The organism is Actinomadura sp. NPDC048394 (assembly GCF_040651755.1).
Classification (GTDB): domain Bacteria; phylum Actinomycetota; class Actinomycetes; order Streptosporangiales; family Streptosporangiaceae; genus Spirillospora; species Spirillospora montaniterrae.
The window spans coordinates 1-18,915 of the sequence record NZ_JBEZJL010000066.1 but is presented as its reverse complement, the minus strand read 5'-3'; the positions used below and the strand labels follow the sequence as shown (position 1 = coordinate 18,915).

Sequence of the window (18,915 nt, the reverse complement as noted above, 5' to 3'; positions counted from 1 at the left end):
GGCAGCGCCGGCGGCGCGGGGCGGCGCGCGATGGAGGGCTCGGATGCGGATCTCGTTCACGGCGCTGACCGGCGGCGGACCACGCGACGTCGTCATCGACATGGACTCCGGGATCACCGTCGCCGGGGTCGCGCGGTCGCTGACCGCGGCGCTCGACGCGCCGGCGCCGGCGGCCGAAGGGATCCCCGCACCCCGCTTCTCCAAGGAGGCGCTGCTTTCCAGGGAGGCGCTGCTCACCGGCGCGCCGCGGGTGCCGCGCGTCCCGCCCGCGGGCCCGTCCGCCGAGCGCGGGGCGCTGTGGATGGACGGGCGGATGCTCGACCCGCAGGCGCTCGCCGCCAAGGAGCTGCGGGACGGCGCGGTCGTCGCGGTCGAGCGGGGCGCCGCCGCCGCGACCGTCCTCGCCGAGCCGACCGGGCTGGTCGAGGTCCGGGTCGTCGGCGGGCCCGCGGCGGGGCCGGTGCACCGGCTCGGCCTCGGCGTCACCACGATCGGGTCCGGCGACGAAGTGGACGTCGTGCTCGGCGACCCGTCGATCCCGGCCCGGTCGCTGCGGCTCACGGTCGGCCGCGACGCGGTGGAGGTCGAGGCGTCCGCGATGACGATGCAGGGCGCCGCCAGGCTCGACGGCGAACCGCTCACCGCGCGGACCGCCTGGCCGATGGGCGGGATGCTCACGGTCGGCGCGAGCGTGCTGACCCTCGCGCCGAGCGCCGCGCCCGACACGCACCTGGAGCCGCTGCCCGAGGGCGGCCTGGCGTTCAACCGGCCGCCCCGGCTCGCGCCCGCGCACCGTGTCCGGACGCTGGAGGTCCCGAAGCGGCCCGAGCGGAACCCGCGCGAGCGGCTCCGGCTGTTCGGCGCGATCCTGTTCGCGGTGTTCGGCCTCGCCATGGCGTTCGGCCTGCGCCAGTGGTGGTGGGCGCTGTTCGCGCTGGCGTGGCCGGTGATGACGGTCGGCGAATGGGCCGGCGACCGGATGCATGGCCGCAAGTCGTACAAGAAGGCGCTGAAGGAGTACCAGCGCAGGGCCGACGCGTTCGGCGGCGAGCTGGACGGGCTGCGCCGCGAGGACGAGGCCGAGCGCCGCGCCCTGTACCCCGACCCGGCCGAGGTGCTGCTGACCGCGACGGGCCCGCGCCGCCGCCTGTGGGAGCGCCGCCGCGAGGACCCCGACGCGCTGCACCTGCGGCTCGGCGTCGCCGACCTGCCCGCGCGCATCGAGCTGACCGACCCTGCGGGCGGTGATGCCGGCGCGCTGCCGGTGCCGCCCGCCCGCCTGGTACCGGTCGCGCTGCCGCTCGGCGAGCTCGGCGTGCTCGGGCTGACCGGGCCGCGCCCCGCGTCCCGGGCGCTCGCCCGCTGGCTCGTCGCGCAGGCCGCCGTCCTGCACAGCCCCCGCGACCTCGCGATCATCGTGCTGTCCGCCGACCAGCACGTGGGCGACGAGTGGAACTGGGTGCGGTGGCTGCCGCACTGCGCGCCGCGCGAGGGCGAGGATTGCGTGGCGCTCGTCGGCGCCGACCCCGAGTCCGCGGCGCACCGCGTCACCGAGCTCGCGATCCGCGTGACGGAACGGCGCCGCGCCGCGCAGGCCGAGTCCGCGTTCTTCGGGAAGGGCAAGGCCGCGGACGCCGTCCCCTACAACATCCTCCTCGTGCTGGACGGCGCGCGCGCACTGCGCCGCATACCCGGCATGCCGATGCTGCTGTCGCGCGGCGTCGAGTACGGCATCCACGCCATCTGCGTGGACGACGAGGAGCGCCTCCTCCCCGAGGAGTGCAACGCCGTCGCCGAGTGGGATCCGCAGTACCCGTCCTTCGTCCACGTTCGCGGGCAGGGCCTCGACGACCTCGGTCCCGTGCTCGCCGACCAGGTGTCCCCGGCGTGGACCGAACGCGTGGCGCGCGCGCTGGCCCCCGTCCGGGACGTGTCCCGCGAAGACGTGCAGGAGGCCATCCCGTCGAACGTCCGGCTCCTGGACCTGCTCGACATGGCCGAGCCGACCGCCGAGCACATCCTCCAGTCCTGGTCGCGCACCGGCGGCCGCAGTACGCGCGTCCCCATCGGGCTGGGCTCCGGCGACCGGCCGGGACGTCCCGGGCAGACCTACGAGATCGACCTGCGGACCGACGGCCCGCACGCCCTCATCGCCGGGACCACCGGCGCGGGCAAGTCCGAGCTGCTGCAGACGCTCATCGCGTCCCTCGCCGTCGCGAACCGCCCCGACGAGATGACGTTCGTCCTCATCGACTACAAGGGCGGCGCCGCGTTCAAGGACTGCGCTCGCCTCCCGCACACCGTCGGCATGGTCACCGACCTCGACGGGCACGCCACCGAACGCGCCCTCGAATCCCTCGCCGCCGAGCTCCGCCGCCGCGAGGAGGTCCTGCTGCGGGCCGGCGCCAAGGACATCGACGACCACAACGACGCGGCGGGCTCCCTGCCCCGGCTCGTCCTCGTCATCGACGAGTTCGCCGCGATGGTCGCCGAGCTGCCCGACTTCGTCGCCGGGCTCGTCGACATCGGGCGCCGCGGCCGGTCCCTCGGCGTCCACCTGATCCTCGCCACCCAGCGGCCCGCCGGGGTCGTCACCGCCGACATCCGCGCCAACACCAACCTGCGGATCGCGCTGCGCGTCACCGACCCCGACGAGTCCACCGACGTCATCGACGGGCCCGAGGCCGCCCGCATCGCCAAGTCCACGCCGGGCCGCTGCTACGTCCGGTCCGGCTCGGCCGCGCCGCACGCCGTCCAGTCCGCGCGGATCGGCGGGCGCCGCGCCGGGCCCGCCGGCCGGCGGACCAGCGTCCTGCCGCTGCCCTGGCAGGGCCTCGGGCACCCGCTGCCCGCGCCCCCGGACCCGGCCGGCGGCGCCGGCGACACGCCCGCCACCGACCTCGCCGTCCTCGTCCAGGCCGTCGACGAGGCCGCCCGCCGCGCCGGGATCGCCCGGCAGCCGTCGCCGTGGCTCACCCCGCTGCCCGAGCAGGTCCGGCTCACCCCGCGCACCGCCGCGGGCGGCTCCGTCGTGGACGTCCCCGCGATCCCGTTCGGCATCACCGACCTGCCCGCCGTCCAGTCGCGCGAGCCGCTCGTCCTCGACCTCGCGGCCGGCGGCCACCTGTACATCGCCGGGTCGCCGCAGTCCGGGCGGTCCACGGCGCTGCGCACCATCGCCGGGTCCCTCGCGGGCGCCTGCTCCCCCTACGACGCGCACCTGTACGCCGTCGACTGCGGCGCGAACGCGCTCCTGCCGCTGATCTCGCTGCCGCACTGCGGCGCCGTCGTCACCCGCGACCAGCTCGACCGCTGCGAGCGCCTCCTCACCGCGCTCGCCGCCGAGGTCGCGCGCCGCCAGCAGCTCCTCGCCGAGGCCGGGTTCGCGTCGCTGGCCGAGCAGCGCGCCGCCGTCGCCGCCACCGACCGCCTCCCCTGGATGGTGCTGCTCCTCGACCGGTGGGAGGGGTTCCTCGGCGCGTTCGAGCACTACGACTACGGCCGCCTCGTCGACCAGACCCTCCGGCTGCTGCGCGAGGGCGCCGCGGTCGGCCTGCGCGCCGTCTTCACGGGCGACCGCACCGGCCTCGGCGGGCAGATCTCCACCGTCTTCGACCGGCGGCTCGTCCTGCGGATGGCCGACCCGAACGACTACGGCTACGCCGGGCTGCAGGACAGGCACGTCCCCGCCGCGATGCCGCCCGGCCGCGCCCTCGAACCGGCCGCACCCGGCGCCGCGCCCCGCGAGTCGCAGATCGGCCTGCTCGGCGACGACCCGTCCGGCACCGCGCAGGTCGCCGCCCTCCAGGAGATCGCGCGCGCCTCCGTCGCCCGCTACGGCCGCCTCCCCCGCCGCCAGCGGCCCCTGCACGTCGACGAGCTGCCCGTCCGCGTCACCTACCGCGAGGCGATGGCGCTGGACGAGGCGTTCCTCGCCCCGTCGGCGCTCTGGGCCCTCGTCGGCGTCGGCGGCGACACGCTCGCCCCCGTCGGCGCCGACCTGCTGAACGAGGGCCCCGGCTTCACCGTCGCCGGGCCTCCCCGCTCGGGCCGCTCCACCACGCTGCGCACGATCGTCCACTCGCTGCTGGACCCGGCGGTGGGCGGCGGGCTCGTCCCGGTCGTCCTGGTCACGCCGCGCCGGTCCCCGCTGCGGCTGCTGTCCGGGCGGCCCGGCGTCCTCGGGGTGCTGACGTCCGACTCCGACCCGGACGACCTGGACCGTGCGATCGGCGACGAGCACCGGTACGCCGTCGTCGTCGACGACGCCGAGCTCCTCGACGAGACGGACATGGACGACGCCCTCCGCGACGTCCTGCGCACCGCGCGGGACGGCGAGCACGCCGTCGTGGTCGGGGGCACGACCGCCGACATCGGCCGCGGCTACCGCGGTTTCCTCGCCGACGCGCGCCGGTCCCGTTCCGGGGTCCTGCTGTCGGTCGAGTCGCCGGACGACGGCGACCTGTTCGGCCTGCGCCTGCCCCGCAACGCCCCGCTGGCCGGGCCGACCGGCCGCGGCCTGTTCGTCGCGGCCGGGGCCGCCACCCAGATCCAGGTGGCGCTCCCGCCTCCGGTCACGTCCGACTAGCGCCGGGCCCCGGGCGGGGCCCGAAGGGGGAGAACGATGCGGGTCCCGGCCTCGGGGGGATGGGCCGGGACCCGCGGTCCGTGTCGAGCCGTCAGCGCGTGGCGGCCTCGATGTTCTGCTGGGACTTGCGGATGTCCTGGCTGCCCTGTTCGAGGGCGAGGGCCATCTTGTCGAAGGCGGTCTTGGCCTCGGCCCAGGCGCTGCGGAACCGGTCGGCGCCGGGGCCCCACCAGGCGGCGCTGCTGCTGACGGTGCGGCCGTTGAGGTCCCTGATCAGGGCGTCCAGGTTCTTGGCGTGCTTGCTGAAGATCCGGGACAGCTCCTCCAGCTCGCCGAGGTTGGCGCCGCGCTTGTCACCGCTCATCGCTTCGACCCTCCGTCGCCGATCCGTTGCCGGCCGCCGCCCGCCGGGACGGGCGGGACGTCAACTGGAACGTTTTCCGGTCCTGCCGCACTGCGAAAGAATGGCGCCAGCCTACGCCTCCCCGATCACGGGAATCCAGCGGCACATCGGAGATCGGGCGACGAAACACCCGTAATCCCGCCGTTCGCGCGTGGCCGGATGTGGCCACACAGCCCCCGCCAGGTGGAGGTTTCGCGTCCCGGTGCCACCGCTCGGCGACGCTCCGCAATACCGTGACCCGCTTAATTACTGTCCGTCAAAGGCATTTCAGAGCCGCCCCTCGGCGGGCTTTCCAGAAGAACGCCCCGCAATGCCGGAAAGGGCGTACTCAGCGGGAGCGCGGGGCCGGGTCGTTCACCGGCCGCGCGTTCGGATCGAGGACGCGCTCGCCCACCAGGACGATGTCGTCGCCGCGCCGGCGGAAGTCGAACCGGCGCGGCACCGACTGGGTGACCTTGCCGGTCCCGTAGCGGACGACGGTGTGCTCGACGGCGTCCAGAGTGATCCGGTCGCCGGCCCGGAGGGCGCGCCGGACGTCCAGGCTGGTGCGGGCGCCGGTGTAGGCGGGGCCGCCCTCGACGGGGGCGCGGTTGCTGTTCTCCAGCTGGCGGAAGGCCCGCTCCTGGACGCGGGCGACGCGCGGAGAGATCCGGACACCGAGCACCTCGGTGGGCACGTCGGGGTGGTCGCGCGCGGGCCGCTGGACGAGCGCCTCGGAGCGCCCCTGGAGCAGGGTCCCGGCGGCGGCGGTGAGCTGCCGGGTGGTGACGGCGTCCAGGACGGACGGGCCGCTCCGGGCGGCGGACGACGGCGCCGCCAGGCAGCAGGCCAGGGCCGCCGCGAGTCCGGCCCGGGTCCAACGGCGAGCCATCCGGCCCCTTCCTGCGTTCGCTCGCTGACGAGGCTGATCAGTGGCGAAGATACACCGGCGCGGCGGCCTCCGGGCGGACTCCCGGGATCGGGGAATGAAAACCGTTCCCACCCTGTTGTCAGGGGTGAACAGCCGAGCACCAGGGAGGGAACGATGAGGAACAGGATCCACCCGGAGTACCGGCCCGTGGTCTTCCGCGACCGCGGTGCGGACTACGCCTTCCTGACCCGGTCGACGGCCGAGACGGACCGCACGATCGAATGGACGGACGGCCGCACCTACCCGCTGGTCGACGTGGACGTCTCGTCCGCGAGCCACCCGTTCTACACGGGCCGCCAGCAGGTCCTGGACACCACGGGGGCCGTCGAGCGGTTCAACCGCCGGTACAACCGGAGCTGAGACGTCCGGACGCGCCTCCGGGCCGCCACCGCGCCCCGGCGCGGCCCGGGGACCGCGTCCGATCGCGAAGGCCCGCGCCTCCCCGAGGCGCGGGCCTTCCGCATGCCCGGAGCCCCTGCGGGGCAGGGGCGGGCGCACGGTCCCACTCAGCGGCAACTCGCCTGAAAGTTGGCATCCCGGTGCAATAAGGAGGGCCTTACGAAAACCTCGAACGGCGGTTATCTAGACTGCGTGCGAGGTTTAGGGAGGAGACCCACGTGCGCAAGGTCCTGATCGCCAACCGCGGTGAGATCGCGGTTCGTATAGCCCGTGCCTGTCGCGATGCGGGGCTGGCCAGTGTGGCGGTGTACGCCGAACCCGATCTGGAGGCGCTGCACGTACGGGTCGCCGACGAGGCGTACGCCCTGGGCGGCCAGACCGCGGCGGACAGCTACCTGGACATCGACAAGCTGCTGAAGATCGCGGCCGAGGCCGGCGCGGACGCCGTCCACCCCGGCTACGGGTTCCTGTCGGAGAACGCCGACTTCGCCGCGGCCGTCGAGAACGCCGGGCTGACCTGGATCGGCCCGCCGCCCGCCGCGATCACCGCGCTCGGCGACAAGGTGCAGGCCCGGCACATCGCCCAGAAGGTCGGCGCGCCGCTGGTCGCCGGCACCAAGGACCCGGTGTCGGGCGCGGACGAGGTCGTCGCGTTCGCCGAGGAGCACGGCCTGCCGATCGCGATCAAGGCGGCGTTCGGCGGCGGCGGCCGCGGCCTGAAGGTCGCCCGCAAGCTGGAGGAGGTCGCCGAGCTGTACGAGTCGGCGGTCCGCGAGGCGGTCGGTGCGTTCGGCCGCGGCGAGTGCTTCGTCGAGCGGTACCTGGACAAGCCGCGGCACGTGGAGACCCAGTGCCTGGCCGACAAGCACGGCAACGTCGTCGTCGTGTCGACCCGCGACTGCTCGCTGCAGCGCCGCCACCAGAAGCTCGTCGAGGAGGCCCCTGCGCCGTACCTGTCGGACGAGCAGCTGGAGCTGCTGTACAGCTCGTCCAAGGCCATCCTGAAGGAGGCCGGCTACGTCGGCGCCGGGACCTGCGAGTTCCTCGTCGGCCAGGACGGGACGATCTCGTTCCTGGAGGTCAACACCCGGCTCCAGGTCGAGCACCCGGTGACCGAGGAGGTCGCGGGCGTCGACCTGGTCCGCGAGATGTTCCGGATCGCCGAGGGCGAGGAGATCGGCTACGGCGACCCCGAGCTGCGCGGCCACTCGTTCGAGTTCCGGCTGAACGCCGAGGACGCGGGCCGCGGCTTCCTGCCCGCGGTCGGCACGCTGACCGCGTTCGACCCGCCGAACGGCCCCGGCGTCCGGCTGGACTCCGGCTACGTCGCCGGGCAGACCGTCCCGCAGGCGTTCGACTCGCTGATCGCCAAGCTGATCGTCACCGGCGCGACCCGGCGGCAGGCCGCCGAGCGGGCGCGGCGGGCGCTGGACGAGTTCGTGATCGACGGCATGCCGACCGTGCTGCCGTTCCACCGGGTGGTGCTGGACGACCCGGCGTTCGTGCCCGCCGACGACGAGACGCCGTTCAGCGTCCACACCCGGTGGATCGAGACCGAGTTCGACAACACGATCGAGCCGTTCGACCCGTCCGCCGCGGGCGAGGAGGCCGAGGCGGGCGAGCGCGAGCACGTCACCGTGGAGGTCGGCGGCAAGCGCATCGAGGTCGTGCTGCCCGCCGGGCTGGGCGCGTCCGTGGCGCCCGCGGCCGGGAAGGCGGCGCCGGGCAGGCGGCGCGGCGGCAAGAAGGGCGGCGGCGCGCAGGCGTCGGGTGACTCCCTGGTCAGCCCGATGCAGGGCACGATCGTCAAGACCGTCGTCGAGGACGGCGCGACCGTCGCGGCGGGCGACACCATCGTCGTCCTGGAGGCGATGAAGATGGAGCAGCCGCTCACCGCGCACAAGGCCGGCACGATCACCGGCCTGACCGCCGAGGTCGGCCAGACCGTCTCGTCCGGGGCCGTCATCTGCGAGATCAAGGACTGACGCGCGTTCCGCGCCGCGACACCCCCGTCCAGCCCGATTCGGACGGGGGTGTCTCGTTTGTCACTAAAGGCGGTTTTTACGGAACGCGTGCGGCGGCCCGGTCGTCGGCCCTGATGAGGGGGCAGACTGAAACCATGAGTTCCGAGATCCGTACCGTCCGGCCGGTGCTCCGCGCCGCGGTATCGGCGGTGGTCCTCGCCGTGGCCGTGCTGGCGGGCCTCGCGGCCCCCGCCCTGGCCGCACCCGCACCCGCACCCGCTGTGTCCGGACAGGCCGTGCCCGCACAGACCGCTCTGCCCGCCGACACCGTCGCGCAGATCGCCAAGGGGCTGCTCGGCTCGCGCCTGTACGTGACCACCGACTCCGGCGCCAACCTGTCGGCGGCCGACCAGCAGCAGATCCGGTCGGCGCTCGACGGCGACCACGACGCCGACATCCGCGCCGTAGTGGTCCGGAACGACGTCAGCGGGCCGCAGGTCGGGCAGATGCTGAAGGCCGTCGCGAACCGCGTCGGCAAGGGCCAGACCTACGTGGCGATCACCGCCGACGGCACCCGGATGGGCGGGATCTCCAAGAAGATCGACACCAACGAGATCAACCAGCTCGTCACCCGCACCGACGGGTCGCCGCTCAAGCAGCGGCTGATCCAGTTCGGGAACCTCGCCGAGAAGAAGGTCGACGACAAGGCCCGGTCCGGCGCGGTCGTCGGGTACGTGGTGATCGGCGTCCTCGTCCTGATCGCGGCGGCGGTCACCAGCGTCGTCCTCGTCGCCCGCAAGCGGCGCCGCGAGCGGCACGCCCGGCAGATGGCCGACCTGAAGCAGGGCGTCCAGGAGGACGTCACCCTGCTCGGCGAGGACATCGCCCGGCTCGACCTCAACGTCATGGACCCCGGCCTCGATCCGGACACCCGCGCCGACTACGAGCGCGCCATGAACTCCTACGACAAGGCCAAGGCCGCGACCGAGCGCGCCCAGAAGCCCCAGGACATGCAGGCCGTCACCACCGCGCTGGAGGACGGCCGCTACTACATGACCGCGACCCGCGCCCGGCTGGCCGGCGAGCCCGTGCCCGAGCGCCGCCCGCCGTGCTTCTTCAACCCGCAGCACGGGCCGTCCGTCCAGGACGTGACGTGGGCGCCTCCGGGCGGCGTGGCCCGGTCCGTGCCGGCCTGTGCGGCGGACGCCAGGGCCGTCCTGCAGGGCGGCGACCCGGACGTCCGGATGGTCCCGTACGGGGACGCCCGCCGGCCGTACTGGGACGCGGGCCCCGCCTACGCCCCCTACGCCGGCGGTTACTACTACGGCTACGGCGGTTTCGACCTGCTCAGCGGCCTGCTGCTCGGCACCGCGCTCGGCTCGATGATGGGCGGCGGGTTCGGCTGGGGCGGCGGCTACTACGGCGACGGCTTCGGCGGGGACGGGTTCGGCGGCGGTGACGGCGGCTTCGGCGGGGACGGCGGCGACGTCGGCGGCGGCTGGGACTTCGGCAGCGGCGACTTCGGCGGCGGCGGAGGAGACTGGGGCGGCAACGACTTCGGCGGCTTCTGAGGTGGTCTCCCGCGCATGACCCGCATACCAGGCGACCCGGGTCCGTTAGGCCGGATCCGGTACGCCCTGGGGTTCCGGCTCCCGCCCCGCAACCGCGACTGGGTGCGGCACGACCTCACCGACGCGGGCTGGCGCGGCCGGCTGATGCTGCGCCACCTGTACGTGATGGTCCCGGTCTGCCTGCTGCTGGCGCTGCTCCCGGGCCCGGCGTGGGTGCGCGCCGCCGTCCCGCTGCTGGCGTTCGTCGCCAGCACCCTCACGGTCGCGATCAGCGCCGAGGACCTGCGCCGGTCCCGCCTGCACCGGCACGGCCTCCACCCGCCCGACCGCCGCTGACGGCCCGGCACTTCCCGGTGCGTCCCGGCACGGCCCGACGGGGTGCGGCGCCGTCTCCGCCGCGTCCTAGTACGCGTGCTCGGACATCAGGCGGCGCGAGGCCTCCGTGATGCTGCCCGACAGCGACGGGTACACCGCGAACGTGTGCGCGACCTGGTCGACCGTCAGATGCTGCTGCACGGCGATCGACACGCCGAGGATCAGCTCGCTGGCCCGCGGCGCCACGATGACGCCGCCCAGCACGATCCCCGTGGACGGCCGGCAGAACAGCTTCACGAAGCCGTCCTCGAAGCCCTGCATCTTGGCGCGCGCGTTGGTGAACAGCGGCAGCATGACCGTCCGGGCGTTGACGTCGCCGGAGTCGACCATCTGCTGCGTCACGCCGACCGACGCCACCTCGGGGTCGGTGAAGATGTTGGACGCGACCCACCCCAGCTTCAGCGGCTGGACGGCCTCGCCGAGCGCGTGCCACATCGCGATCCGGCCCTGCATCCCCGCCACGGACGCCAGCATCAGGATGCCGGTGCAGTCGCCCGACGCGTAGATGTGCGGCACGGACGTCCGGGAGACCTTGTCGACCTCCACGAACCCGCGCTTGTCGCAGGAGACGCCGACCTCCTCCAGGCCGATGCCCGTGGTGTTCGGCACCATCCCGACCGTCATCAGGCAGTGCGTGCCCTCGACCTTGCCGCCGTCCTCCAGCGTGACGATCACGCCGTTCCCGGACCGCTCCACGCTCGCGGCCCGCGACCTCGACATCACGTTCATCCCGCGCCGCAGGAATACCTCCTGCAGCACGGCCGCGGCGTCGGCGTCCTCCGTCGGCAGGATCCGGTCCCGCGAGGACACCAGCGTGACCTTCGACCCGAGCGACAGGTACGCGCCCGCCAGCTCGGCGCCGGTGACGCCGGACCCGACCACGATCAGCTCCTCGGGCAGCTCCGGCAGGTCGTACAGCTGCCGCCAGTTGAGGATCCGCTCCCCGTCCGGCTCGGCGCCGGGCAGCACCCGCGGCGTCGCGCCGGTCGCGATCAGCACGATGTCGGCCCGGATCCGCCGCTCCCCGACCGCGACGACGTGCGGCTCCACCAGCCGCGCCTCGCCCCGGACGATCTTGACCTCCTCGTAGGCGAGCCGTTCCGCGACGTCGAACGACTGGGCGCGCGCGAGGTCCTTCACCCGCTTGTTGACGTTCGCCATGTCGACCTCGAGGCCGCCGACGATCCCGTCGGGGCCGCCGCTGAAGCGCAGCCCGAGCCCCGCGGACTCGGACATGACCGCCATGCGGGTCGACGTGGCGATGAGCGTCTTGGAGGGGACGCAGTCGGTGAGCACGCACGCGCCGCCGGGCCCGTCCCGCTCGATGACGGTCACGTCCGCGCCGAGCTGCGCCGCGACGAGTGCGGCCTCGTAGCCGCCCGGTCCTCCTCCGATGATCACGATGCGGGTCACATCTCCCATTGTTTCCTACTCGGACCAGTGATAAGACCGGCGCCCCGCGATCCCGGCTCCGTTCCCGTCGCGGCGCCCCGCGTGGCGTAGGCTCGGCCAACGTGGCTCTGTACGCGGCGTACGCCTCCAACATGGACCCCGAGCAGATGGCGAGCCGGGCTCCGCACTCGCCCATGCGCGGCACCGGCTGGCTGACCGGCTGGCGGCTGACCTTCGGCGGCCAGGGCTTCGACGGGGCCCTCGCCACCGTCGTCGAGGACGACTTCGAGCAGGTCTTCGTGGTGATCTACGACGTCCCCGCCTTCGACGAGAAGGAGCTGGACGCGTGGGAGGGCGCCGCACTCGGCGTCTACCGCAAGATCCGGGTCCGGGTGCAGACGCTGGACGGCGACGCGCTGTGCTGGCTGTACGTCCTGGACGACTACGAGGGCGGCCTGCCGTCCGCGCACTACCTCGGCATCCTCGCCGACGCCGCCGAGGCGGCCGGCGCGCCCGACGACTACGTCAAGGACCTCCGCACCCGCCCCTGCAAGTCCCTCGGCGACTGACCCGCGCCCCGCCCGGGCCCGCCCCCGGGCGCGCCGCACCCGCGAGTGAGCCGGCGCCGCACGACGGGCGACCGGAGCGCAGCGAGGATCGCCCGTCCCGGGGGCGGCGGTAGTGTCGGCGATGTGAGCAACGACGCTTTTGACCTGGCGCGGGCCGCGGCCGACGAGCTGCGGGCGCGCACCTCCATCGACTCCTTCGACGTGGCCCTGGTGATGGGGTCGGGCTGGGTTCCGGCGGCCGACGCGCTCGGCGCGCCGGACGACGAGCTGCCCGTCACGCTGCTGCCGGGGTTCGCGCCGCCCGCCGTCGAGGGCCATGCGGGCAAGGTGCGGATCGTGGAGGTCGGCGGGCACCGGGCGCTGGTGTTCCTCGGCCGGACGCACCTGTACGAGGGGCGCGGCGTGGACGCGGTGGTGCACGGCGTCCGGACGGCGCTGGCGGCGGGGGCCGGCACGGTCGTCCTGACGAACGCGGCGGGCGGGCTGCGGCCCGAGCACCAGCGGGTCGGCGACCCGGTGCTGATCTCCGACCACCTGAACCTGTCGGGCGCGAACCCGCTGACGGGGCCGACGTTCCTGGACATGACGGAGGCGTACTCGGCGCGGCTGCGGGCGCTGGCGAAGGAGGTCGACCCGACGCTGTCGGAGGGCGTCTACGCGGCGTTCCGGGGCCCGACGTACGAGACGCCGGCGGAGATCCGGATGCTGCGGACGATGGGCGCCGACATGATCGGGATGTCGACGGTGCTGGAGACGATCGCGGCCCGGCAGGGCGGCGCGGACGTGCTGGGGATCTCGCTGGTCACGAACATCGCGGCGGGCCTGTCGGGCGAGCCCCTCGATCACGAGGAGGTCCTCGCGGCGGGCCGTGCGGCGGCGGGCCGGATGGGCGAGCTGCTCGGCACCGTCCTGACGAAGCTGTGAGCATGAGCGATCTTCGCGGATACGCCGAGGAGTGGCTGGATCAGGACCCGGATCCGGGCACCCGCGACGAGCTGCGCGCGATCCTGGACGCGGGCGACGACCGGGCCCTCGCGGACCGGTTCGGGTCCCGGCTGGAGTTCGGGACGGCGGGCCTGCGCGGCGAGCTGGGCGCCGGCCCGAACCGGATGAACCGGGTGACGGTGATGCGGGCGGCGGCGGGCCTCGCCGCGTGCCTCCCGGCGGGCGGCCGGGTGATCGTGGGGTTCGACGCGCGGCACGGGTCCCGCCGGTTCGCGCAGGACACGGCGGCGGTGCTGAGCGGCGCGGGGCTGCGTCCCGAGGTGTTCGCCGACCCGGTGCCGACGCCGGTGCTGGCCCATTTCACGCGGTCGTTCGACGACATCGTCGCGGGCGTCATGGTGACGGCGAGCCACAACCCGCCGCGCGACAACGGCTACAAGGTGTACTGGGCGGACGGTGCGCAGATCGTCCCGCCGCGGGACGCGGAGATCTCCGCCGCGATCGACGCGGTCGGCCGGGTGGACGAGCTGCCGCTCGGCTCGGGCTGGACCGTCCACTACGACACCCGCCTCTACCTGGACGCCGTGTCGGACCTCCGATTGGGCGACGACCGCGACATCTCGATCGTCTACACGCCGATGCACGGCGTCGGGCGCGACGTCCTCCTCGCGGCGTTCGAGCGGGCCGGGTTCCCGGCGCCGGTCGTCGTCCCCGAGCAGGCGGACCCCGACCCGGACTTCCCGACCGTCGCGTTCCCGAACCCAGAGGAACCGGGCGCGCTCGACCTGCCCCTCGCGCTCGCCCGGGACCGGGACGCCGACCTGGTGATCGCCAACGACCCGGACGCGGACCGGTGCGCCGTCGCCGTCCCGACGCCGGACGGCTGGCGGGCGCTGACCGGCGACGAGGTCGGCGGGCTGCTCGCCGAGCACGTCCTGCGGCACACCACGGGGGACGACCGCCTCGTCGCGACCACGATCGTGTCGTCGTCGCTGCTGGCGTCGATCGCGCGCGGGCACGGCGTCCGGTCCGTCGAGTCCCTCACCGGCTTCAAGTGGATCATGAAGGCGGGCGGGCCAGGCGACCGGCTCGTGTTCGGCTACGAGGAGGCGCTCGGCTACAGCGTCGGCGACGACCGGGGCGTCCTGGTGAACGACAAGGACGGCATCGGCGCGGCCCTCGCGGTCGCCGCGCTCGCCGCCGAGGCGCGCCGCGAAGGCCGCACCCTGCTCGACCTGCTCGACGACCAGGCCCGCCGGTACGGGCTGCACGCCACGTCCCAGCTGTCGGTGCGGGTCGACGACCTGTCGCTGATCGCCGGCGCGATGGCGCGGCTGCGCGCGAACCCGCCCGCCGAGCTGGGCGGACGCGCCGTGGAGGCGTTCGACGACCTGTCCGGCGGCGTGGACGGCCTGCCGCCCACCGACGGCCTGCGGTTCCACCTCGGCGGCGCGCGCGTCGTCATCCGCCCGTCCGGTACGGAACCGAAGCTCAAGTGCTACCTGGAGGTCGTCCACCCGGTGTCCGGCGACGTCGCCGCAGCGCGCGAACGTGCCGCGGCCGATCTCGGCGCCCTCCGCGAGGACGTCTCCGCCGCCCTCGCCCTCACCTGACCGCGCCCGCGATCAGCAGCCCGGCCAGCACCACCGCGGGCGCCGCCAGGGACGCCACGGCCGGGACCGACCATCTGATCGTCCCGGTCGCGGCGGCCTCCTCCGCCTTCGCCTCCGCGGCCCGGTCCGGCGCCCCCGACTTCGCCTTCGTCCGCTGCCGGTCCCGGATCTCGTTCAGCTGCTGCGCCGCGTACGCCGCCGGCGTCCGCCCCTTCAGCGCCGCCGCCGCCGGATCCTGCGACCGCCGCGCCCGCTCCTCCGCCTTCGCCTGCGCGCGCGGCGACGTCTGGTGTATCCACGCCCGCGTCTCCAGCTCCCGCCCGTCCGGCCCGTCGAACTTCACGGTCAGCGCGCTCGTTCCGACGATCTCCCGGACCGCCGGCCACGGCGCCCGCGTCTCCCGCAGCGGGTTGCGGACGGTCACCGCGTCCTCGTCCCCGATGATCGCCGGACGCAGCCCGACCGTGTACGCGATCCCGCAGCCGAGCAGCAGCAGGACCGCGATGGTGAAGGCGGTCAGCGAGTACGTGGCGTCGCCGGTGACGCCGAACACCAGGTCGATGATGTTGAGCGCGGCGAACACCAGCCACACGTACGCGGCGATGCGTCCGCCGGTGGAGCGAATGGTCATGGCCCGATCATGCCAGGGGCCGCGCGCCGCTCCACTTGAGCTGCGCGAATCCGGGCTTGATCACCCCGTTGATCAGTTCCAGCCGCTCGTTGAACGGCACGAACGCCGACTTCATCGCGTTCACCGTGAACCACTGCAGGTCGTCCCACCCGTACCCGAACGCGTCCCGCAGCTTCGCGAACTCGCGCGACAGCGTCGTCCCGCTCATCAGCCGGTTGTCGGTGTTCACCGTCACCCGGAAGCTCAGCCGCCGCAGCAGCCCGATCGGATGCTCCTCGATCGACTTCGCCGCCCCCGTCTGGATGTTCGACGTCGGGCACATCTCCAGCGGGATCCGCTTGTCCCGCACGTACCCGGCGAGCCGCCCGAGCCGCGCCTCGTCCCCGTCCACCTCGATGTCGTCGATGATCCGCACCCCGTGCCCGAGCCGGTCCGCGCCGCACCACTGGATCGCCTGCCAGATCGACGGCAGCCCGAACCCCTCCCCCGCGTGAATGGTGAAGTGCGCGTTCTCCCGCTGCAGGTACTCGAACGCGTCCAGGTGCCGGGTCGGCGGGTATCCCGCCTCCGCGCCCGCGATGTCGAACCCGACCACCCCGAGGTCCCGGTACCGGACGGCCAACTCCGCGATCTCCATCGACCGCGCCTGGTGCCGCATCGCCGTCACCAGCGTCCCGACCCGGATCCCGAAGTCCCGCCGGCCCTTCGCGAACCCGTCCAGCACCGCCTCGACGACCTGCTCCAGCGTCAGCCCGCCGCTCAGATGCTGCTCGGGCGCGTACCGGACCTCCGCGTACACGACCCCGTCGGCCGCCAGGTCCTCCGCGCACTCGTAGGCGACCCGCGTCAGCGCCTCGACGGACTGCATCACCCCGACGGTGTGCGAGAACGTCTCCAGGTACCGTTCCAGCGACCCGGAGTTGGACGCCTCCTCGAACCACGCCCGAAGGTTCTCCGGGTCCGTGGTGGGCAGCGCCCCGTACCCGCCGTCCCGCGCCAGGTCCACGATCGTCGCGGGCCGGACGCCGCCGTCGAGGTGGTCGTGCAGCAGCACCTTCGGTGCCCGCCGGATGTCGTCAAGAGTCGGCCGATCGTCCATCTCTAGAATCTACTGCCCGCGGGACCCCGCGGACCTCGGCAACTCTTGCCGACACCCGTCCCGCTCAGCGGGCCTTCGCGTAGTCGCCGATGTTCCCGGCGAAGTCGAGCACGATGCACGGCTCGTCCCCGAGGACCCACGCGTCGTGACCGGGCGAGACGACGAACACGTCACCGGGCCCGACTTCCTGCTCGGCGCCGTCGCTCATCCGGATCCGCATGCGCCCGTCGACGACGTAGCCGTTGTGGTGGACGTCGCACAGCTCGGTGCCCGCGATGTCGCGCACGGACTCCGTCCAGCGCCATCCCGGCTCGAACGTCGCCTTGCCGAACACCAGCCCGGACATGTTCACGACTTCCACGTGCCCTCTGGGGAAGTCGCGCCGGTCGTCCGGCTTCTCAATGCTCTTGATCTCCATCATGACGATCCCCCCTCGTCATCACCACCCACGCTTCCACCACGCCTGACCAGGGTCAACACCCCCCTTCCGAACACCGAAAGGCGAGCCGCCCGCCGCCCTCAGACGATGGGAGCACCGATGCGGAGCAGGTTGCCGCTGCGGTCGACGAGGGCGAACTCGCGCATCCCGTAATCGGTGTCCCGCGGCGGAACCAGGCGGCTCCCCGTCGCCGGATCGGCGGGGACACCGACCTTTAGCCACGCGCGATAGAGGCCATCGGCGTCCCCGACGTGCACATAGCAGCCGCTCGCGGTGCTCAGCGGGTCGACATCGGGGTCATGCCAGAAGTGAAGTTCCACCGTCCCCCGAACAAGGATCAGGTAACCGTGGCGCTCCGCCAGCGCCCCACGCGTCTCGAACCCGAGCCGCCCGTAGAACGCCGCCGTCTCCGCCAGGTCACGACTCGGCATGATCGGCACCGCGTACTCGTCCATCCGTAGCCCTTTCGGCCGTCCTGTCGATAGCCATCCTGCTCCAGGCGGCGCGCCTCCAGGCCGCGCACCGTGACTCGGAGCGCGGCCTGGGCGGTCAGGCAGCCTGATCGAAAGGTGGACTGGTAGCCCGAGGCACGGCCACGTCCCGAGGCGGCAGAAGCCGGTAGACGTAGCGCCCGTCCCCGTCTTTGGTGATCTGGATCTGCTCGGGGCTGGCGTGCTTGAAGCGGTTATGCCACCCGCAAGTGAGTGTCAGTTGATCGATGTCAGTTGGTGAGTGACCGAGTGCCCAGCCGTGGACGTGATCCACTTCGCACAACGTGCCCGGGATCTCGCATCCCCGTACCGCGCAGGTCGGATAGAGGGCTTCGAGGACTTGCCGTTGCGCGGCGCTGGCGAATCGTTCCCGGTGGCCGAGGTAGAGCGGGGTGTTTCCACGCCCGAGCAGGAGGGGCGACACTCCAGCGGCGAGGGCGATGCGGCGGACCTGGGCGGCGGGGACCGGCGTCCCGTCGGTGAGTCGCCCCGGCGCATTACCGCCGGTAAGCGTCTCCAGGTCGCAGATCACGGTGACCTTGGAGGCCTTATGCCCACCCGAAAGCACGCTCGACAGGGCCGCCGCCGTCCGCTCGGCCACGTCCCGACGGTCTTCCGGCCCGGCCGGCTTGGCCAGCGGCGCTAGGGTACCGTCCCAGATCGCAGCGTCCTCGGGATTCAACCAGCCCTTCACATACCGACCGCCGTCCAGCGAACGCGTGGTCGTCAGCCAGGACTTGGCGTACCCACGCTTGGTGTCCTCGTCCGGCGCGTCCTCGGTGCCGTCGCGCTCGGCGATGACATCACGGATGCGGTTCCCGAACGCAGCCACTTTCCCCGCCGAGAACCCCTGGTCGGCCATCTCCAGCAACATGGCCTCGGCCTTGGCGCAGTCGGTGTCATCCAGGCGGGCGACCGAGTCTGCCACCGTGACGGCGTAGCCGAAGGACAACTCCCCGGCCGCCAACCGTTCAGCCACCTGCGGCAGGCGATGCCGCTGTCGCGCCAGGACGAGGCGTTCCTTCGCCCGGCCGTCCCGCATGCCCAGCCGCGACCGCAGCCACGCTTGAGTGGACGGATAGCCCCACCGTGCCTGCTCCCCTGCAGCGTCGACACGGCCGACGAATCCCGCGAGCGCACTTTCCTGCATATCGGAGGCGGCCGCCAAAGTCTCCGCCAACTCCAGGCATGCGGCCGCAGAGTCGGGCACCTCTCGATCGGCGAGTTCAGCGGCGATCACCGCAAGGACGTCCACCAATTCCATGGTGGACGTCTCATCGAGATCAACCTGAACCGAACGCATGAGTAAATCATATCGCTCGAACAACACCGCCAGACGCGAAATGCAGATCGAATATTGTCACCTAGCGGACAGGTATAGCCAGATATACCTCGGTGCTTTTCTGCCGATTCCAGCAATTGCAAGCTTCGTCGCCACCCCATTCACCAACCCTCCCTTACGTGGGCGGCGGTGGGGGCGGCGCGACCCGGGGCGGGGCAGGCGGAGCCTGCCCCCATCACCTGCC

The 18,915-nt window shown here is 73.2% G+C and carries 16 protein-coding genes; 8 read left to right on the top strand and 8 right to left on the bottom strand.

From position 1 onward, the window contains the following. The first annotated feature begins 43 nt into the window (after window positions 1-43). Complete coding sequence (locus AB0C78_RS36850) at window positions 44-4,588, top strand: FtsK/SpoIIIE domain-containing protein (RefSeq protein ID WP_360757339.1); 4,545 nt, start codon at window positions 44-46, stop codon at window positions 4,586-4,588. A 91-nt stretch (window positions 4,589-4,679) separates the two neighbouring features. On the opposite strand, the gene AB0C78_RS36845 is transcribed toward AB0C78_RS36850, so the two are convergent. Together AB0C78_RS36845 and AB0C78_RS36840 are read right to left on the bottom strand one after the other, a co-directional pair. Continuing rightward, window positions 4,680-4,952, bottom strand: a complete 273-nt coding sequence (locus tag AB0C78_RS36845) for a WXG100 family type VII secretion target (protein WP_360757336.1) — start codon at window positions 4,950-4,952, stop codon at window positions 4,680-4,682. Window positions 4,953-5,319: 367 nt separating this feature from the next. Next, a complete protein-coding gene (locus tag AB0C78_RS36840) occupies window positions 5,320-5,862 on the bottom strand; it encodes a hypothetical protein (RefSeq protein WP_360757333.1) in 543 nt (180 codons plus the stop codon). A gap of 153 nt (window positions 5,863-6,015) precedes the next feature. Here AB0C78_RS36840 and AB0C78_RS36835 point away from each other — a divergent pair, with 153 nt between their 5' ends. The 4 genes from AB0C78_RS36835 (at window position 6,016) to AB0C78_RS36820 (ending at window position 10,171) form a co-directional block, all read left to right on the top strand. After that, window positions 6,016-6,261 (top strand): type B 50S ribosomal protein L31, encoded by a 246-nt coding sequence (locus AB0C78_RS36835; RefSeq protein WP_151543655.1) that lies wholly within the window; start codon window positions 6,016-6,018, stop codon window positions 6,259-6,261. 257 nt (window positions 6,262-6,518) lie between these two features. Then, a complete protein-coding gene (locus AB0C78_RS36830; protein WP_360757330.1) occupies window positions 6,519-8,285 on the top strand; it encodes a biotin carboxylase N-terminal domain-containing protein in 1,767 nt (588 codons plus the stop codon). Between the two features lie 134 nt (window positions 8,286-8,419). Further along, a complete protein-coding gene (locus AB0C78_RS36825; RefSeq protein ID WP_360757327.1) occupies window positions 8,420-9,835 on the top strand; it encodes a hypothetical protein in 1,416 nt (471 codons plus the stop codon). A gap of 15 nt (window positions 9,836-9,850) precedes the next feature. Next, complete coding sequence (locus AB0C78_RS36820; RefSeq protein WP_151543659.1) at window positions 9,851-10,171, top strand: DUF5313 family protein; 321 nt, start codon at window positions 9,851-9,853, stop codon at window positions 10,169-10,171. Window positions 10,172-10,237: 66 nt separating this feature from the next. On the opposite strand, the gene AB0C78_RS36815 is transcribed toward AB0C78_RS36820, so the two are convergent. Continuing rightward, a complete protein-coding gene (locus AB0C78_RS36815) occupies window positions 10,238-11,623 on the bottom strand; it encodes an NAD(P)H-quinone dehydrogenase (protein ID WP_360757325.1) in 1,386 nt (461 codons plus the stop codon). Between the two features lie 101 nt (window positions 11,624-11,724). Between AB0C78_RS36815 and AB0C78_RS36810 the strand changes: the two genes are divergently transcribed. The 3 genes from AB0C78_RS36810 (at window position 11,725) to AB0C78_RS36800 (ending at window position 14,729) form a co-directional block, all read left to right on the top strand. Next, window positions 11,725-12,171: a gamma-glutamylcyclotransferase gene (locus tag AB0C78_RS36810; RefSeq protein ID WP_151543661.1), complete on the top strand. Its 447-nt coding sequence runs from the start codon at window positions 11,725-11,727 to the stop codon at window positions 12,169-12,171. 123 nt (window positions 12,172-12,294) lie between these two features. Continuing rightward, window positions 12,295-13,095 (top strand): purine-nucleoside phosphorylase, encoded by an 801-nt coding sequence (locus tag AB0C78_RS36805; protein ID WP_360757321.1) that lies wholly within the window; start codon window positions 12,295-12,297, stop codon window positions 13,093-13,095. A 2-nt stretch (window positions 13,096-13,097) separates the two neighbouring features. Continuing rightward, window positions 13,098-14,729 carry a phospho-sugar mutase gene (locus AB0C78_RS36800; RefSeq protein ID WP_360757318.1) on the top strand — a complete coding sequence of 544 codons (1,632 nt, stop codon included), beginning with the start codon at window positions 13,098-13,100 and terminating at the stop codon, window positions 14,727-14,729. On the opposite strand, the gene AB0C78_RS36795 is transcribed toward AB0C78_RS36800, so the two are convergent. From AB0C78_RS36795 to AB0C78_RS36775, 5 genes are all read right to left on the bottom strand, one after another. Beyond that, complete coding sequence (locus tag AB0C78_RS36795) at window positions 14,722-15,360, bottom strand: PH domain-containing protein (protein WP_360757315.1); 639 nt, start codon at window positions 15,358-15,360, stop codon at window positions 14,722-14,724. The genes AB0C78_RS36800 and AB0C78_RS36795 overlap by 8 nt on opposite strands. Window positions 15,361-15,367: 7 nt before the next feature. Next, the gene (locus AB0C78_RS36790) at window positions 15,368-16,459 is read right to left on the bottom strand and encodes an adenosine deaminase (RefSeq protein WP_360757313.1); all 1,092 of its coding nucleotides are present in this window, start codon (window positions 16,457-16,459) and stop codon (window positions 15,368-15,370) included. A gap of 64 nt (window positions 16,460-16,523) precedes the next feature. Next, window positions 16,524-16,880 (bottom strand): cupin domain-containing protein, encoded by a 357-nt coding sequence (locus AB0C78_RS36785; protein WP_360757311.1) that lies wholly within the window; start codon window positions 16,878-16,880, stop codon window positions 16,524-16,526. Window positions 16,881-16,978: 98 nt separating this feature from the next. After that, window positions 16,979-17,353 (bottom strand): VOC family protein, encoded by a 375-nt coding sequence (locus AB0C78_RS36780; protein WP_360757308.1) that lies wholly within the window; start codon window positions 17,351-17,353, stop codon window positions 16,979-16,981. Between the two features lie 94 nt (window positions 17,354-17,447). Further along, window positions 17,448-18,692 (bottom strand): DUF222 domain-containing protein, encoded by a 1,245-nt coding sequence (locus AB0C78_RS36775; RefSeq protein WP_360757305.1) that lies wholly within the window; start codon window positions 18,690-18,692, stop codon window positions 17,448-17,450. Window positions 18,693-18,915: the final 223 nt, after the last annotated feature.

Coding starts and splice junctions, on each gene's coding strand:
- AB0C78_RS36785 (WP_360757311.1), bottom strand. CDS start 16,880: ATGATGGAGATCAAGAGCATTGAGAAGCCGGACGACCGGCGCGACTTC.
- AB0C78_RS36795 (WP_360757315.1), bottom strand. CDS start 15,360: ATGACCATTCGCTCCACCGGCGGACGCATCGCCGCGTACGTGTGGCTG.
- AB0C78_RS36800 (WP_360757318.1), top strand. CDS start 13,098: ATGAGCGATCTTCGCGGATACGCCGAGGAGTGGCTGGATCAGGACCCG.
- AB0C78_RS36840 (WP_360757333.1), bottom strand. CDS start 5,862: ATGGCTCGCCGTTGGACCCGGGCCGGACTCGCGGCGGCCCTGGCCTGC.
- AB0C78_RS36850 (WP_360757339.1), top strand. CDS start 44: ATGCGGATCTCGTTCACGGCGCTGACCGGCGGCGGACCACGCGACGTC.
- AB0C78_RS36790 (WP_360757313.1), bottom strand. CDS start 16,459: ATGGACGATCGGCCGACTCTTGACGACATCCGGCGGGCACCGAAGGTG.
- AB0C78_RS36835 (WP_151543655.1), top strand. CDS start 6,016: ATGAGGAACAGGATCCACCCGGAGTACCGGCCCGTGGTCTTCCGCGAC.
- AB0C78_RS36820 (WP_151543659.1), top strand. CDS start 9,851: ATGACCCGCATACCAGGCGACCCGGGTCCGTTAGGCCGGATCCGGTAC.
- AB0C78_RS36845 (WP_360757336.1), bottom strand. CDS start 4,952: ATGAGCGGTGACAAGCGCGGCGCCAACCTCGGCGAGCTGGAGGAGCTG.
- AB0C78_RS36780 (WP_360757308.1), bottom strand. CDS start 17,353: ATGGACGAGTACGCGGTGCCGATCATGCCGAGTCGTGACCTGGCGGAG.
- AB0C78_RS36775 (WP_360757305.1), bottom strand. CDS start 18,692: ATGCGTTCGGTTCAGGTTGATCTCGATGAGACGTCCACCATGGAATTG.
- AB0C78_RS36825 (WP_360757327.1), top strand. CDS start 8,420: ATGAGTTCCGAGATCCGTACCGTCCGGCCGGTGCTCCGCGCCGCGGTA.